Annotated in this window: 13 protein-coding genes and 1 pseudogene; 5 read left to right on the top strand and 9 right to left on the bottom strand. The window is 49.7% G+C overall.

The annotated features are described in order from the left end of the window. Nucleotides 1-108: 108 nt before the first annotated feature. The gene (locus NC980_RS08330; RefSeq protein WP_190375392.1) at nucleotides 109-1572 is read right to left on the bottom strand and encodes a leucyl aminopeptidase; all 1464 of its coding nucleotides are present in this window, start codon (nucleotides 1570-1572) and stop codon (nucleotides 109-111) included. 243 nt (nucleotides 1573-1815) lie between these two features. Between NC980_RS08330 and NC980_RS08325 the strand changes: the two genes are divergently transcribed. Next, nucleotides 1816-4032: a transglycosylase SLT domain-containing protein gene (locus NC980_RS08325; protein WP_190375391.1), complete on the top strand. Its 2217-nt coding sequence runs from the start codon at nucleotides 1816-1818 to the stop codon at nucleotides 4030-4032. A 180-nt stretch (nucleotides 4033-4212) separates the two neighbouring features. On the opposite strand, the gene NC980_RS08320 is transcribed toward NC980_RS08325, so the two are convergent. Continuing rightward, nucleotides 4213-5040 carry a PHP domain-containing protein gene (locus NC980_RS08320; RefSeq protein ID WP_190375390.1) on the bottom strand — a complete coding sequence of 276 codons (828 nt, stop codon included), beginning with the start codon at nucleotides 5038-5040 and terminating at the stop codon, nucleotides 4213-4215. 22 nt (nucleotides 5041-5062) lie between these two features. On the opposite strand from NC980_RS08320, the gene nei reads away from it, so the two are divergent. Further along, nucleotides 5063-5893, top strand: coding sequence for an endonuclease VIII (gene nei, locus NC980_RS08315; RefSeq protein ID WP_190375389.1), 831 nt, complete (start codon nucleotides 5063-5065; stop codon nucleotides 5891-5893). Nucleotides 5894-6129: 236 nt separating this feature from the next. Here nei and NC980_RS08310 read toward each other — a convergent pair whose 3' ends face one another. From NC980_RS08310 to tyrS, 4 genes are all read right to left on the bottom strand, one after another. Next, nucleotides 6130-6651, bottom strand: coding sequence for a hypothetical protein (locus NC980_RS08310; RefSeq protein ID WP_190375388.1), 522 nt, complete (start codon nucleotides 6649-6651; stop codon nucleotides 6130-6132). A gap of 85 nt (nucleotides 6652-6736) precedes the next feature. Further along, nucleotides 6737-7132, bottom strand: coding sequence for a hypothetical protein (locus NC980_RS08305; protein ID WP_190375387.1), 396 nt, complete (start codon nucleotides 7130-7132; stop codon nucleotides 6737-6739). 204 nt (nucleotides 7133-7336) lie between these two features. Next, nucleotides 7337-8041: an orotidine-5'-phosphate decarboxylase gene (pyrF, locus tag NC980_RS08300; RefSeq protein ID WP_190375386.1), complete on the bottom strand. Its 705-nt coding sequence runs from the start codon at nucleotides 8039-8041 to the stop codon at nucleotides 7337-7339. Next, entirely contained in the window at nucleotides 8038-9246 is a 1209-nt protein-coding gene (tyrS, locus tag NC980_RS08295; RefSeq protein ID WP_190375385.1) for a tyrosine--tRNA ligase, read from the bottom strand. The genes pyrF and tyrS overlap by 4 nt, the downstream gene beginning before the upstream one ends. A gap of 259 nt (nucleotides 9247-9505) precedes the next feature. Between tyrS and NC980_RS08290 the strand changes: the two genes are divergently transcribed. Continuing rightward, entirely contained in the window at nucleotides 9506-11419 is a 1914-nt protein-coding gene (locus NC980_RS08290) for a PBP1A family penicillin-binding protein (RefSeq protein ID WP_190375384.1), read from the top strand. Between the two features lie 118 nt (nucleotides 11420-11537). Here the strand turns inward: NC980_RS08290 and NC980_RS08285 are convergent, their stop codons facing one another. Both NC980_RS08285 and NC980_RS08280 read right to left on the bottom strand, forming a co-directional pair. Further along, nucleotides 11538-12167: a hypothetical protein gene (locus NC980_RS08285; RefSeq protein WP_190375383.1), complete on the bottom strand. Its 630-nt coding sequence runs from the start codon at nucleotides 12165-12167 to the stop codon at nucleotides 11538-11540. 135 nt (nucleotides 12168-12302) lie between these two features. Beyond that, nucleotides 12303-12839, bottom strand: a complete 537-nt coding sequence (locus tag NC980_RS08280; protein ID WP_190375382.1) for a phycobiliprotein lyase — start codon at nucleotides 12837-12839, stop codon at nucleotides 12303-12305. Between the two features lie 201 nt (nucleotides 12840-13040). Here NC980_RS08280 and NC980_RS08275 point away from each other — a divergent pair, with 201 nt between their 5' ends. Both NC980_RS08275 and NC980_RS08270 read left to right on the top strand, forming a co-directional pair. Beyond that, nucleotides 13041-13949, top strand: coding sequence for an ABC transporter ATP-binding protein (locus NC980_RS08275; RefSeq protein WP_190375381.1), 909 nt, complete (start codon nucleotides 13041-13043; stop codon nucleotides 13947-13949). Continuing rightward, nucleotides 13950-14723 (top strand): ABC-2 family transporter protein, encoded by a 774-nt coding sequence (locus NC980_RS08270; protein ID WP_190375380.1) that lies wholly within the window; start codon nucleotides 13950-13952, stop codon nucleotides 14721-14723. 54 nt (nucleotides 14724-14777) lie between these two features. Here NC980_RS08270 and NC980_RS08265 read toward each other — a convergent pair. Continuing rightward, nucleotides 14778-15330 (bottom strand): annotated as a pseudogene (locus NC980_RS08265) (hypothetical protein); the annotation flags it as partial.

Below are 15330 nucleotides of genomic sequence, written 5' to 3'. Positions count from 1 at the left end.
GGTTGCTGTAAGCCGTTCAGCCTCCACCCAGAATCGAGGGAGGATTGCTTTTCAGACTGTACTGTGAGTTGGGGAATACAACCCTCCCCAACTCACAGATCTTTAAACCTAACTCAGCACCCAATCTACCAGCAGCCTGACACCGTAACCCGTTGCGCCTGCCCCGTTGTAGCCATTCTCTTTATCTGTCCAAACTGGGCCTGCCACATCTAGGTGCGCCCAAGGAGTCTCTTTGACATACTGCTTGAGAAACAGTGCTGCTGAAATTGCACCACCTGCCCGCGCTCCGGTGTTTTTCATGTCCGCAATGCCCGACTTCATACTTTCAAAGTATTTTTCTTCCATCGGCATCCGCCAAAGTTTTTCGCCCGATTGCTCACTCGCTTTCAGGAGTTGATCGGCAAGTTCATCGTTGGGACTCCACAAGCCCGCAATGTTATCACCCAACGCAATCACACAAGCTCCGGTAAGAGTCGCTAGATCGACGATCGCATCCACTCCTAATTTCTCTGTATAAACCAACGCATCCGCGAGCGTTAAGCGTCCCTCCGCATCGGTGTTATTGATTTCGATCGTCTTGCCGTTCGATGCCGTGAGAATATCTCCGGGGTGAATCGCCCGACCACTGATCATGTTTTCCGTCACTGCCGAGATAAAATGCACCTCGACATCAGGTTTCAGTTGCGCGATCGCTTTAACGGCTCCAAAGGTTGCACCCGCGCCACCCATGTCGGTCTTCATCATTTCGATGCCACTCCCTGCACCTTTGATATTCAAGCCACCGGAATCGAACGTGAGACCTTTACCAATGATCGCCACTTTCTTGCGCGGGGTTCCTTGCGGTTTGTAAGTGATGTGAATGAACTTCGGCGGCAGGTCAGACGCTTGAGCGACACCCAGAAAAGCTCCCATCCCCAGCTTTTCGCAATCTTCTTTTTCGAGAATTTGAATCTCTAAGCCGTGTTCATTCGCGATCGCCAGCGCGGTTTCTGCCATGGTGACCGGAGTGACGTAATTTGCTGGAGCCGCTACCAGTTCACGCGCTAGAAATACACCAGAGCAGATTTGACGCGCCTTTTCGATTGCCGCTTCTTGTCCGGCTAAACCAAGCAGCTCGATCGCGTCGATCTTGCCGTTTTCGTCGGGTTCTGACTTAAAGCGCACATCTTTGTAAAGCCCCAGTTCGATGCCTTCAACGATCGCTTGCGTAGTTGTCGCCGCATCATCGTTGCAGAGCGGCAAGCTCACACCGAGCGTTTTGCAGCGTTCGCGCTTGGCTAACTTGGCAACCGCAGCACCCGATCGCCGCAATGCCTCGCCATTGAACGCCTCTGGTTTACCTAATCCCACCAAGAGAAGTTTCCGAATCGGGCTGCCTGCGATTCGAGTCAATGCCGTACTGCCGGATTTCCCTTTGAACTCAGCATCTGCGATTAATTCTGTGATCGCACCGGATAATTTTTGGTCAAGCGCTGCCACATCGCTCGACAATTCTGCGCCTTCAAATAGCCCGATCGCTAGGCCATCACCTGACCATTCAAGTAGGGGAGTTCCCGTGACTGTTAAATTCATGCCAATCGCCCTTAAGAGTGGGTTCTAACGTCTGTTTTCCAGTATCGATCATAAAGTGGGGAGTCGGGAGCCGGGAGTGAGAAGCGATTTTCTGGAGTGTGGCGTTATTCCCTTTGCAAAAGATGATGTGGCTTTGCCCCTATCTCCGCACTCCTCGCTGAATTGATTGCTTCAGAATCATTAAAACTTTGCTATAACTGCTTACAGTTTGCGTCAAATTGCCCCTTCTTTCTGGATTCTCCAATGCGAAAGCCACTGTTTCAAGCGCGGAAGTTTTGGTTAGTGCTAGCAACTGGAGTTGGAGTGATCGGCATCGTGGCGGGTGCGTTGATCCCGATCGAAAAACTTCAGCAAGTCTCGCAAGTGCCCTCGAATGTTGTAAATTCGCTACAGTCTGTGACAGCTCCCGAATCGGGTGGCGTTGGAACTCCGAGCCGGTTAATTAGCCCATTGGTGGCAAAATCGGCGACGGAGCGAGCCGGGGCGCTCAAGCAGGCGACACAAAGCGCCAGTTCGACTTTAGAGCGCGATCGTGCTCGATATTTGTTGGCAACCGATTTGATTGCTCAAGGTCAAGGTGAAAAAGCACTAGAGCAACTGAAGGATCTAGAGAAAAGCTATCCAGTTTTAGCGGCGCAAATTGGGATGAAACGCGCCCAAGCGTATGAAGTTACAGGCAAGCAGAAAGAAGCGGCGCAGACCTTACAAGCGATCGTTAAACAGTTTCCGAAAGAACCCGCCACGGCAGAAGCACTCTTTACTTTAGGGCGCAAAAATTCCCAATATTGGGATCAAGCTTTAGCCCAATTTCCATCGCATCCAAGATCGATCGAGATCGCTAAAACTCGCCTCAAGCAAAATCCGAAGCAGCTTCCCTTACTGTTGATTGTTGCCAAATACGGCACAAGCAGCAATGGATACACTGAGCTACTGGATAAACTCGTTTCGCAGTATGGCACTCAGTTACAGCCACAAGACTGGGAAGCGATCGCATTCGGTTACTGGGAGAACCAAGTTTATGATAAAGGTGCGATCGCGTATGCTCGCGCTCCTCAAACTCCACTGACCGCATATCGATCGGCGCGAGGGCTGCATCTAAGCGGCAGGCCAGGAGCCATCGAACGCTATCGTCAAATGGTGCAGCAGTTTCCCAACTCTCCAGAGGCAGGGTTAGCGTTGACGCGATTAGCCGCATTAGCCGACACTCCCCCCACTGCGATCGCGTATCTCGATCAAGTGATTCAAAACTTCCCCGATCGTGCGCCAGAAGCTTTAGTAGAAAAGTCAAAGCTGCTCGACAAGATGAACAGTGCGAAAACGGCTGCACAAATGCGGCAGTTGGTTCTGACTCAATATGCCAATTCGGAGGCTGCTGCTGAGATGCGCTGGGACTATGCTCAACGCAGCGCCAAAACTGGAAACCTCAAGCTTGCAAAACAGTGGGCAGAACCTGTGTTAACCCACAATCCCACCAGTGAGATTGCAGCAGAAGCGGGGTTTTGGGCAGGAAAATGGGCGCAACGAATCGGCAACAATGATCAAGCAGCAAAACTGTTTCAAAAAGTCCTGAGCGAACATTCAGAGTCCTATTACGCATGGCGATCGGCAGCGATGCTCGGTTGGAATGTGGGCGACTTTAACACGGTGCGATCAATGAATCCCCAAGTGCAAAAGCCGCTCGCTCGTCCAGAACTTCCAGCAGGTTCACCTGCCCTCAAAGAACTCTATCAACTCGGTCAAGAGCGCGATGCTTGGTCACATTGGCAGATCGAATTTCAGAATCGGGTACAGCCGTCGATCGCAGAACAATTCACCGATGGCGTAATGCGGTTGGGCGTTGGGGAAAATCTCGACGGGCTTTATATGGTCGGGAGTTTGCGCGATCGTGAAAAACCGGAAGATAAAGCGAAGTATCAGGAGCTAAGAAAGCAGATCGGGTACTGGCAAGCGCTGTATCCGTTCCCTTACGTAGACACGATCGAGAACTGGTCACAGCAGCGCCAACTTAATCCGATGTTGGTAACGGCTTTGATTCGACAAGAATCGCGCTTTGAACCAGACATCAAATCCAGCGTAGGAGCGGTTGGGCTGATGCAAGTGATGCCCGAAACAGGCGAATACATCGCCAATAACATTAAAGTTAAGCAGTTCAAACTTGCTGACCCTGAAACGAATATCAAGTTTGGAACCTGGTATCTAGACTATACGCACTTGCAGTACGACAATAATTCGATGTTAGCAGTAGCTAGCTACAATGCCGGGCCCGGTGCAGTGGCAGGATGGGTGAGTAAAGCGAAATCACAAGATCCAGATGAATTTGTCGAAGCGATTCCTTATTCTGAAACGAGAGGATATGTGAAATCTGTGTTAGGCAACTATTGGAACTATCTGAGACTTTACAATCCAGAGATTTCTCAACGAGTCGCACAGGTGGCAAAAGATCATCCCAAAGGAAACTGACGTGCGATCACGGGTTTCTATCAGAATTTCCGGTCGCAACTATTAATGCAGATGATGCAGAGAACTTTCAGAAACACAAAAAACCTCCGACTTTAACATCGAAGGTTAAATCATCAGGGTGCATCTACCAATCACCGTATTCGAGTCTTCTAGAACTTATCCGGAGAAACCTGAGAATTTTCAGCCCCTAAGGTGGTTCGCTGCCTGCTTGATCGGCTCAAGGAGATCGATCGACACCTTTAAGCTATTGAGCGATCGATATTCATCCGGCTTGCTATCCGCCGGAATGCCGTGAAAATCACTGCCCCCGCTCATCAACAATCCGTACTGAGCGCACATTTCTTTCAGCCGTTCTGCTTGCCAAAGTGTATGGCTTGGATGATAGACTTCCAGCCCCATCAATCCCGCTTCGACCAGTTGCGGTAGAACCTCTTTGACAGGTGCGCCTCGAAATAGAAACGGATGTGCCCAAATCGGAACTGCACCACACTCACGCAGCAATTGAATGCCTGCGATCGCGCTAAATTTCTCGTATTGCACAAAGGCGGGGCGATCGTCGGCTAAGAATCGATCGAAGGCTTCTCGCGTCGATTCCACATGACCCGCTCTCACCAGGGCAGAGGCAATATGCGGACGACCCGGAGCCATGCCTTCACCCATCGAGGGAAGCTCAATTTCATATCCCAGTGCTGCGAGTTTATCGATCATCTCTTGAGCGCGGCGTTTTCGTCCTTCGAGGCGTTCGCTCAACGGGGGAACGAGACGATCGCGATCTGGATAAAAGCCCAAAATATGCAGAGAGCGATCGCGCCAAACGGTGCTTAATTCTAGACCGGGAACGATTTCGAGTTCGGGAGGAGCCGCCGCAATCGCTTCATCCAACCCGGAAACCGTATCATGATCGGTAATCGCAAGCGCACGCACACCGGACTCGATCGCCATCCCTACGAGTTCGGTCGGACTCAGCATTCCGTCTGAGTAAGTTGTGTGACAATGTAGTTCTAACATACCTCTAATCTAGCGCACCCCAATGCCTGAAGGCCCTGAAATTCGCATCTCGGCTGACCAAATTGCAGCAGCACTGGTCGATCGACGAGTGACAGAAATCTTCTTTGCGTTTGAGCGATTAAAACCCTACGAATCTCAGTTGATCGGGCAGTGTGTAACGGCGGTGCGGACTCGCGGCAAAGGCATGGTGATTTGCTTTAGCAATCAGCTTTATCTCTACAGCCACAATCAGCTTTATGGTCGCTGGTATGTGCGCCAACCTCATTCTTATCCACAAACAAATCGACAGTTACGGTTAGCTATTCACAATGCTCAGAAATCTGCATTGCTATACAGTGCTTCTGAGATTGATGTATTACAACAATCCGAGTTAGCGACGCATCCATTCTTGAGTCGGATTGAATTAGATGTGTTAGACGAAGCAGTGACTGTCGAACAGGTTGAAGCAAGGTTTCGAGACAAGCGGTTTTATCGTAGACAGTTACCGATTTTATTGTTAGATCAGCATTTCCTTGGTGGATTGGGAAACTATCTTCGCAGTGAGATTCTATTCGTAGCGCGAGTGTATCCGATGTTGCGATCGATCGATTGTTCTGACCATCAAATTCATGCACTAGCACAAGCTGTTCTAACCGTCACACAGCAGTCTTATCAAACCAAGGGCATCACCAATGATTTAACCCTTGCAATGCAATTAAAAGCCCAAGGACAAAAGCGAAGTGACTATCGGCATTCTGTGTTTAATCGAGAGAAGCGCCCCTGCTTTGTCTGTGGAACCTTGATTGTGAAAGAAATCCTTGCAGGACGGCGATTGTATTACTGTCCTCATTGCCAAGCAAAGATTGTCTCTTGATACCAAATTAATTTTTGAGTGCTACAGATCTTGGAAACCCCCTAAATCCCCCACGAGTGGGGGACTGCAAGCCAAATCTGTTTCGGATTCTCAAAATCCCCCATACTGGGGGATTTAGGGGGCGAAGGATCCGTCGCATTAACAAATTGATTCGGTATGAGACGTTGCATTACCGCTCTATTCAATCAGCATCGAACTGGATATCAACGCAGCAAGAGGCTTTAGAAGTTCGTCGCTCACTCACTGCGGACTCGAATTCCTTGAGCATTGCAATCCCGTAGCCACAGTTGAACCGCTTGCCCAATTACTCCGTCACGGCTTTCCCTGGGCGGAGTGATCGGCTGACTGGGGATAGTCGTGCCAATTCGAGTAAACATCAGCGCTAGTTGCCAACCTTCTGGAGTGCGGGTGAGAAATAGCCAGTGAAATTGTTGCAGCTCGACTCCTTTACCGCTGACAAATTCACGTCCTAACGTTGTGATAAAGGCTTGTTTGAGTGTGGGATCAACGGGTCGATCGCTGTTAAGCGGTAACGGCTCAAATTCAGGTCGTCCGGCTAGCAGGACTGAGCTTCTCGGTGAACGAATGGTGCCAAGGCGCGATCGAGCAGCAATGCGATTGGCATATCCAGGCAGAGCCGGCAGCATTGCTTTTATCATCGGTTCAACTTCGGTCGGGCAGGCAACACGCGCCGCATGAGCCGGAGAAATTGGCAGGAGAGTGGCGATCGCAACACCAAGAGCAATAATTCGCTGCATCGTTATTCAGAGACTTTAGAAATAAAATGTCGATCGTAGTTTGAACCACGATCGACGAGAATCTGCATTGCAGAAGTTCCCAGGATTAGATTATCCCTGATCCTTTTCCGCGCTGGTCAGCATCCATCGTTAAAGCTCCTGCTTCATCTTGATTGATGTCGTACAGTTCTTCAGCCCGCTCTGCCTTTGCCTCCTCTTCAGCTTGCCGCGCATCTCCCGGCACTTCGTAGTACATCTCTGGCTCAATGGCATAGTTGTTCAGCAAGCCTTCTTGATCAACGGTATACCCATCCGTCATTTTGATGCTGCCTTCATCGGTTTGATCATCAGTTGCTGCACTCGCTTCTCGTGCTTCGGTCGGTGTTGTTTTGAATTGCTCACCTTCGCGCTCCTTGCGGGCGGCTGTTTCGGCTGGAACAATTCCACGATCGTAGGTATCTCTGTTAACACGATTAGACGAGTCGCTTGTATTGTTAACCATAAATCTTCTCCTTAATATCAAATGGTAGCTAAGACTACCAATATTAAGGGGTAGGCTACCAGGCAGCGCGAAACAGAATCATCCCCCTTACGCTTGAAATAAATTGCTTTAAAGTCCCGGCTGTCTCACCCATAAGGTCAACACCGCCAGGAGAAATCAGGTTATTTTGATATACGTCGCCATTAGGAGTCCGTAGAACAATTTTCATCCTGCAAGTTCCTCACAAATTCGATCGAACGCCCCTACCGGATCATCCGCTGCCGTAATCGGTCGCCCAATCACCAAATACGTTGCGCCCGCCGCAATTGCCTGCTTCGGAGTCATAATTCGCTGCTGATCTCCCGCTGCCGCCCAAGTCGGACGCACTCCCGGACACACCAACACAAACTCATCGCCGCAAACCTGCCGCAGTTGCGCGACTTCCTGCGGCGAACAAACTGCCCCTGATAACCCGCTTTCTTTTGCCAAAAGCGCCATTTCTAACGCATATTCGGGTAGTTCGAGCGGAATCTTCAACTCAAACGCAAGCGATCGCGCCGATAAACTCGTTAGCACCGTAATTGCGATCAGCTTCGACGGCGTAGCACCCTCTAGAGTATTTGACTCGATCGCTCGTTGTGCCTGCTCTAATGCGGTTTTCCCGGCAGTCGCATGAATCGTAATCAAATCCACACCAAATCGAGCCGCCGCCGCACAAGCGCCCGCAACTGTATTCGGAATGTCGTGGAACTTCAGATCGAGAAAAATTCGTTTCTGACGCTGCTTCAGAATCGTCAAAATATTCGATCCACTGCTGACAAATAGTTCTAAGCCGACTTTCCAAAAGGTAACTTGAGGCAGCTTATCGATGAGCGCGATCGCGGCTGCTTCCGACGGCACATCTAACGGAACAATGATGCGATCGTTCATGGCACAAACCGCACAAACTTACTTTTACCAAGCTGAAGCACTTTTCCACTCAGCGCTTCTGGTGACTCAAACAAACGATCGACCTCACTCATTTTTTCACCCTCCAGTTTCACCGCTCCGCCTTGAATCTGTCGCCGCGCTTCGGAGCTGCTTTTACACAGACCCGCCGCACTCACGAGATAAAACAGTTTCGCCGGAAATTGCACCCCAGACAGCGAAAACTCTGGCACCGAATCGCTCTCGGTTCCCCCACCTTGAACCAGATTCAGCGCTGCGCTTTGAGCTTCAAGAGCGCGTTCTTTGCCGTGATAGTGGCTCACCACATCCAGCGCCAGAAGTTTTTGACGATCGCGAGGTTTCTCCGGCAGTTGATCGAGCGGTAAATCGGTCAGAAGCTCAAAATATTGCTTGATCGCGTTGTCTGGAACTTTCTCTAATTTCGAGTACATACTGAGCGGATCTTCCGACAATCCGACATAGTTCCCCAGAGACTTAGACATTTTCTGAACGCCATCTAACCCCGGCAAAATCGGCATCAGCAATCCAAACTGCGGAGTCTGCCCAAAATGACGCTGCAAATCCCGTCCAACGGCGAGATTGAACTTCTGATCGGTTCCGCCGAGTTCGACATCGGCTTCTAGCGCCACCGAATCGTAGCCCTGCATCAACGGGTATAAAAATTCGTGCAGATAAATCGCGCTTCCTTGCTTGTAGCGCTCTGCAAAGCCTTCTTTCGCCAGCATTTGCCCGACCGTCATCGTTGCCAGCAATTCGAGAATCTTGCTCAAATCCAGCTTAGAGAGCCATTCCGAGTTGTAGCGTATCTCTAACCGCCCTGGTGTCTCAAAATCCAGAATCGGGTGCAACTGCTTCAGATAAGTTGCGGCATTTGCCTTCACCTCCTCTTCGGTCAATTGCTTCCGCACCTCGGATTTCCCTGTCGGATCACCGATTCTCGCGGTAAAATCTCCAATCAATAGCACCGCTGTATGTCCAGCATCCTGAAACTGCCGCAACTTGCGGTAAATGGTACTATGGCCCAAATGAATATCAGTTCCCGTCGGATCAATGCCAAACTTAATCCGCAATGGGCGGTTGCTCTTCTCCAAGCGCACCCGTAAATTTTCAGTCGGCTGAGCCGAATCTGGCTGATCCGGGAAAATCTCGGTCGTACCCCGAAACAGCCAGTCAAGAGAATGAGGCATACTTTATACTTTTGAGAAAAATCAACAGTCTAAACAACGGCTTCTTATTTTGACCTAAATCGAATCCACACGACTAGACGATATTGCTCGATCGATTTGCTCCATTTGCCTGAGTCTCAATTATCCTACTAAAGTTGTTTCACCTCATCTCGGAAATTGTCTCAACGATTCAAGGTCTGACGGAATTTTCTTCCAATCTCTGAATCCTTTCTCATGCCCTACTTCTTTAACTGATTCTTTAACTGAAAGAGAGTTTGCCGTGTCGTCCAATACCCTTAGACAAAAGCAGCAGCAGCAACAACCCGAAACCACAAAGGAATTTTTCCAGTCGGTGGGCAAAGTGACGGGCGGAACGCTGCTGGCGATTACGATGCTGTCAAGTTCAGTCGTTGCAGGCGGTCTTGTCGGACTCGCGATTAGTTTTCGTAATTTGCCGGATGTACGATCGCTGCGTGCCTTTAAACCCAGCGAAACGACGCATATCTACGACATAAAAGGCAAAAAGCTCGCCAGTATTCACGGTGAAGCAAACCGGGAAGTCGTGCCGCTCAACAGCATTTCTCCGCATCTCAAACGGGCAGTAATCGCGATCGAAGACAGCTATTTTTATTCGCATAGCGGGGTTAATGCAGGGGCGATCGCACGGGCAGGGGTAGCAAACTTCACATCCGGGCGCACCGTTGAGGGCGGTTCTACGGTGACGATGCAGCTTGTGAAGAACCTATTTCTGTCGCCGGAGCGTGCCCTTAGTCGAAAAGTTGCGGAAGCCGTCTTAGCGCTAAGAATCGAGCAGATTTTCAAAAAAGACCAGATTCTTGAGATGTATCTGAATCAGGTCTATTGGGGGCACAACACCTATGGAGCGCAGACCGCCGCCAGAAGCTATTTCAACAAAGATGCAGCCAGTCTGAATTTGGCAGAATCGGCAATGATGGCAGGGCTGATTCAATCGCCCGAAGCCCTCAGCCCCTTTGCGGACATGAAGGCGGCAAAAGCGCGGCAAGCCGATGTGCTGAATCGAATGCGAGAACTTGGTTGGATCACAGCATCCGAAGAAGCTGCCGCCCGCAAATATCCGATCAAGCTCGGAAAAATTACCTCGTTCCAGACCAGTCAAATGCCGTATGTCACCGATGCGGTGGTGCAAGAACTGACGCGCAAATTCGGGCGAGATGCAGTCCTCAAGGGTGGAATGCGGATTCAAACGACGATCGATTCTCGAATGCAGCGCATCGCTGAAGACACAGCACGTCGATCGCTTGCCTCGCTTAATGCTCAAGGAGTCGGCGCGGATCAGATGTCGATCGTTGCCGTTGATCCCCAGACACAGTTTGTGAAAGCGATGGTCGGCGGTGTCAATGCAAAGAAGAGCCAGTTCAACCGCGCGATTCAAGCGTTGCGGCAACCGGGATCAGCGTTTAAGCCTTTTGTGTACTATGCGGCTTATGCGTCCGGCAAGTACGCGCCAGATTCCACCATCCTCGATGCGCCTGTGGGATATCCCGATGGCTATGATATGTACTACCCCCAGAACTACGATCGTAGCTTCGGGGGTGCCATGACCCTAAGACGGGCTCTAGAGCAATCTCGCAACGTTCCCGCCGTGAAGCTTGGGCAAGAAATCGGTCTTAATAAAATTGTCGAAATTTGTCGCAGCATTGGAATCAAAAGCCCGATTAACCCCGTGATTTCGCTGCCCTTGGGAGCCGTTGACCTGACTCCGCTAGAAATGGCAAGCTCTTACGCTGCCTTCGCAAATAACGGGTGGTACTCAGAAGCGACTTTAATTGCACAAGTGACTGATAGTAGCGGCAACGTCCTCTTAGATAACACGCCGAAACCGAGACTGGTGCTTGATCCCTGGGCATCTGCTGCAACCAACGATACGCTTCAAGGAGTGATCACACGCGGAACTGCCACTGCCGCGCAGATTGGTCGTCCCGCCGCAGGTAAAACCGGAACCACGTCATCCGAGCGTGATATCTGGTTTGTTGGCTATGTGCCTCAGCTTTCGACTGCCGTTTGGGTCGGGAATGATGACTATACAACTCTGGGAGGTGGGGCAACGGGAGGCACGTTTGTGGCTCCAATTTGGCGTGATTTCATGTCTCAAGCGCTGCAAGATGTCCCGGTTGAGCGCTTCCGTCCTCCGTCGGACTTCGATCGACCTTGAGAAGTCCGTTCGCGATCGTAGCAATCTCCTATCAATCGGTCTCGCTGTGTTCTAGTAGAACGATCCCAAAAAAGGGGCGCATCCCGCACCCCTCAGCCCTGAGTTCAAATCAATTTGATTAGCGCTGCGGTGTATACCATTGAATCAGGTTGTTGACTTGACCTGCTCGGCGTTGGGAGTTGAACAACTCAATGGCAGTCCGGTTGTTGTCCGCGTTCATTTTTTCAGCCGTCCGGTTGCTATCGAGCGTTGTAATGACTGATGCGGCAGCAGCGTTATTGGAATCGCAGTCTTTCACCTCACCGACAACGACGGTGGACGAACTGCGATCGCTAAACGAAGAATTGCTAGAGCGACTCGAATTTTGAGCGCTACTGTTGCGCCCGTAAGCGCTGGAGCGACTCGATTGACTTTGCTGGCTACTTTGTGAACCGCCCGAACCGCCAACGCTGACCAATCCAAATACGCTAACTGAGCCACCCCCACCCGCATTCTGATTTCTTCTGCTCGATTGGCTATTCGAGGCGTTACCCCAAGCGTTGTTGATGTTAGAGCTTGAGGATTGCCGGGAAGAACTATTGCTTTGAATGTTGTTCTGTGTGTTGTTACCCAATCCAACATCCGCCGTGCTGCATTGAATTTTGTCTGCCAATTTGCCGAACAGAGCATCGTTTGCGCGAGCAGGCATCATTCCAGTAAACAGAGTCGAAGCGAGAACCAAAGCGCCAGAGAATTGAACGAGTTTCATAATCAGTTTCCTTGCTTGAGTGTGTGTTGTGAGGTGTTTCATCCTCTACACTCACTCAGTAGGAGGAACGATCGCGCTTTATGCAGCTTGCCAACAAAAAAGGTGAGAAAAATTTTTCCCACCTTGGTAAACGCCTTAAGCGATGCGCTTTTCGATGTATTGTCCGATCATTTGCTGTTCGCCAGCGCGGGAAATGATCGTTTGTCGAGTGCGGTATTTACTGCCAATCAGCTTAAGTTCTTCTTCAAACACCGAGCCTTTGTATTCGGTTCTGAGGCAGAGCGTATCAGAATTGGTGAAGTAGAAGCCTGCGGTGATGGGTTTCGTGGTTGCGAATCCGCGATCGCGGTATAAGACTGAGCCAATCACGCCAAATAACGTCGAGCCTTTCGATTCTGTCCGCCCGGAAACGGTGTTTTCGCTATCCCAGGTGACGGCTGCACCGCAGGTCATAGCGGTTTCGTCTTCGAGTCCATGCAGATGAGCCAGTTCGACCAGTTCGGGCGCTCCCTGCGGTAAAAAGCGAATCGTGATCATGCTGATCATTTCTTTCACTTCACCATCGGGCAAGGTGTAGTAGCGACGCTCCGATCGCCATTGCCCTTCGGATTGTTGAAAAAACGCTTCGATCAACTGATCATCCGCTGTGGAGGAAAGTACAGATACAGTCATAAACACTGCCCCTTCGAGAGAGTAAATAGTAGCTACAGCACTTATACGCTTTGATTCGGAAGCTTCATCACTTCCGTTATATTTAATCAAGCCTAAATTTACAAATTTTAATATACTCAGAAATGGGTAGGTCAGCAATAGACCACGGACAGAGGAATCAGTCTGTCATGATGAAGACAAGCGTGTTGCGTGTGCAAGTTGATGCAAGTTCTAGAAGTTGAGCAATTACAAAAGACGTATCAAAGCGGCGGAAAGACCGTTGAAGCTGTAAGAAATGTCTCATTCAATATCGGTGCGGGTGAAGTCTTGGCGTTTCTGGGCGCAAACGGAGCAGGAAAAACGACCACGATCAAAATGATTGCAGGATTGATTCTGCCCGATCGCGGACAGGTCAAAATTGCTGGACGAGATCCGCATCGTCAATCGATCGCGCTTAAATCCGTCGGAGCCGTTCTCGAAGGCAATCGAAATGTCTACTGGCGACTGACTCCAGAAGAGAATTTAGAGTATTTCGGAGTATTGCGGGGATTAAGCGGGTATGTGGCGCGTCAGAGAGCCAAGGCTTTACTAGAGCGATTTGAACTGATGCCGAAGCGAACAACGATCGTTCAGAGCCTCTCACGCGGAATGCAGCAAAAGCTGGCGATTGCGGTTGCATTAATTCACGAACCGCAGTTACTTCTGCTGGATGAGCCGACTTTGGGGCTAGATGTAGAAGCGACTCAAACCGTGAAGCGCTTAGTGCGAGAGATTGCCGCAGAAGAACGAGCAATTTTATTAACCACACATCAGCTAGATATTGCTGAAGAATTGTCCGATCGCGTTGCAATTATCAAGGAAGGCGAAATTGTCGCACAAGAAAGAACCGAGACACTCATTCAGCAGTTTTCTGGCGATTCATATCGAATTGAATTGGAGCAGGAACTAGACGACGATCGCATCAGTAAATTAAGCGCGATCGATGCGGTGATTGAAGGCAAAACGGTTTATGTTCGTCAAATTGAATTGCTGTATCACGCGCTGGAGATTTTGAAGCCGTTCTTGATCGTGCGGTTGGAAAAAGATCAAGCAAATTTGGTCGATGTGTTTCTGAAATTGGTAAATAAGTAAATGTTTGAGTTATTCGTTGCCCAGCTTAAGTGGAGTTGGATTCAGTATAAACGCTATGCCCATGAGCTTTTTGGTGGCATTGTTGCATTGACCGTGACGTTTTACGGATTATTTCTCAGCGTTGGATATATTGCGGGGGGAAATGTTCGATTTGGCGATCGCTTAGATGCTGTAATTGTGGGATATATTCTGTGGTCGCTGATTATTTTTATAATGAACGGCATTAATTCCACTTTGCAGCGAGAAGCACAAGTTGGAACATTAGAGCAGCTATTCATCTCACCGTTCAAGGTTAGAAGAATTATTTTGTTAAGAGCCGTTTCTGATCTGGTTTTTCAATTGATTTTAATTGCGTTCGTACTACTAATTATCATGGCGCTGACTGGACGATGGCTGACATTTTCGCCCCTGTTGATTTTGCCATTGATCACTGTGGTTCTCGGCGCATACGGTCTCGCGTTTGCGATCGGTAGCCTAACGCTGATCTTTAAAACCGTTCAACAAATTGCCGGAATTCTCAACTTCTCGCTTCTGTTTGTGTTGACCATTCCGACTGAGACTTGGACAGGAGTGCAGCGCTATTTGGGATATTTGATTCCGATGACGACAGGTGCAGGAGTCATTCGAGATTTGATGGCGCGGCAGGCGGGGTTAGATTGGGTTGCATTAGGAGCCGCGTTTTTGAATGGAGCGGTTTATTTCGCGATCGGACTTCTTCTCTTTCGCTGGTCAGAACGGGAAACTAAGCGGCGCGGTAAGTTGGGCGGGTATTAGGGATGTTGCGATCGACAAGACGATCGCGACATTCAAACACATCAAAAACTGGGTCTAAGCTTTAACGCTGCTCTGGGAACCACTTCTCATCTGTTTATTTCTCAGTTTTCGCAATCCAAACACGACTCCATTTGCAGCAATTCCCCAAATTGGAGTAAAACCAAAAGGAACAGGGGTTGCTGCTTGAGTTGTGCCATCCAACACTACATTGTCAAATCTGAGTGTTCCGGCTCCAGCAGTTGCGTTGTATCCATAGATTCTAAAGCTAACGGAAGTAGTCAAGTTCTGAAAGTCTGTTCCTGTAAAGGCAAGCGATAGTGGATAGAAAACGTCGCTCACTGGCAGGGAAAAGGTTGCTAAGACTGCTGCATAGTTGTCTCTGCTGGAGCGAACTTGAACTAATTGAGAACCCGTGGGCGAGCGCCGTCCATCGAAGGATAGCGTGTTGAAGTTCATGCTTCTGCCAGTGTTAGGCGCAATCTCGAAAGTAGCGTAACCTGAGTTCGGGATAAGGAATGGGACAAGAAAGGGGCAAACTCGATAGGCTGAAATTGCTAAAAATCCCGCCCAATTTGCCCTCATGTCTAGTCTAGAAGAACTCTTTTGC

This window comes from Leptolyngbya sp. AS-A5 (assembly GCF_039962495.1).
In the GTDB taxonomy this organism is placed as follows: Bacteria; Cyanobacteriota; Cyanobacteriia; order Leptolyngbyales; family Leptolyngbyaceae; genus Leptolyngbya.
Note: the sequence above shows the minus strand (reverse complement) of the source record. Positions and strands in the feature narration are given on the sequence as shown.

Coding starts and splice junctions, on each gene's coding strand:
- NC980_RS08320 (WP_190375390.1), bottom strand. CDS start 5,040: ATGTTAGAACTACATTGTCACACAACTTACTCAGACGGAATGCTGAGT.
- NC980_RS08285 (WP_190375383.1), bottom strand. CDS start 12,167: ATGAAACTCGTTCAATTCTCTGGCGCTTTGGTTCTCGCTTCGACTCTG.
- NC980_RS08310 (WP_190375388.1), bottom strand. CDS start 6,651: ATGCAGCGAATTATTGCTCTTGGTGTTGCGATCGCCACTCTCCTGCCA.
- nei (WP_190375389.1), top strand. CDS start 5,063: ATGCCTGAAGGCCCTGAAATTCGCATCTCGGCTGACCAAATTGCAGCA.
- NC980_RS08330 (WP_190375392.1), bottom strand. CDS start 1,572: ATGAATTTAACAGTCACGGGAACTCCCCTACTTGAATGGTCAGGTGAT.
- NC980_RS08280 (WP_190375382.1), bottom strand. CDS start 12,839: ATGACTGTATCTGTACTTTCCTCCACAGCGGATGATCAGTTGATCGAA.
- tyrS (WP_190375385.1), bottom strand. CDS start 9,246: ATGCCTCATTCTCTTGACTGGCTGTTTCGGGGTACGACCGAGATTTTC.
- pyrF (WP_190375386.1), bottom strand. CDS start 8,041: ATGAACGATCGCATCATTGTTCCGTTAGATGTGCCGTCGGAAGCAGCC.
- NC980_RS08275 (WP_190375381.1), top strand. CDS start 13,041: ATGCAAGTTCTAGAAGTTGAGCAATTACAAAAGACGTATCAAAGCGGC.
- NC980_RS08270 (WP_190375380.1), top strand. CDS start 13,950: ATGTTTGAGTTATTCGTTGCCCAGCTTAAGTGGAGTTGGATTCAGTAT.
- NC980_RS08305 (WP_190375387.1), bottom strand. CDS start 7,132: ATGGTTAACAATACAAGCGACTCGTCTAATCGTGTTAACAGAGATACC.
- NC980_RS08325 (WP_190375391.1), top strand. CDS start 1,816: ATGCGAAAGCCACTGTTTCAAGCGCGGAAGTTTTGGTTAGTGCTAGCA.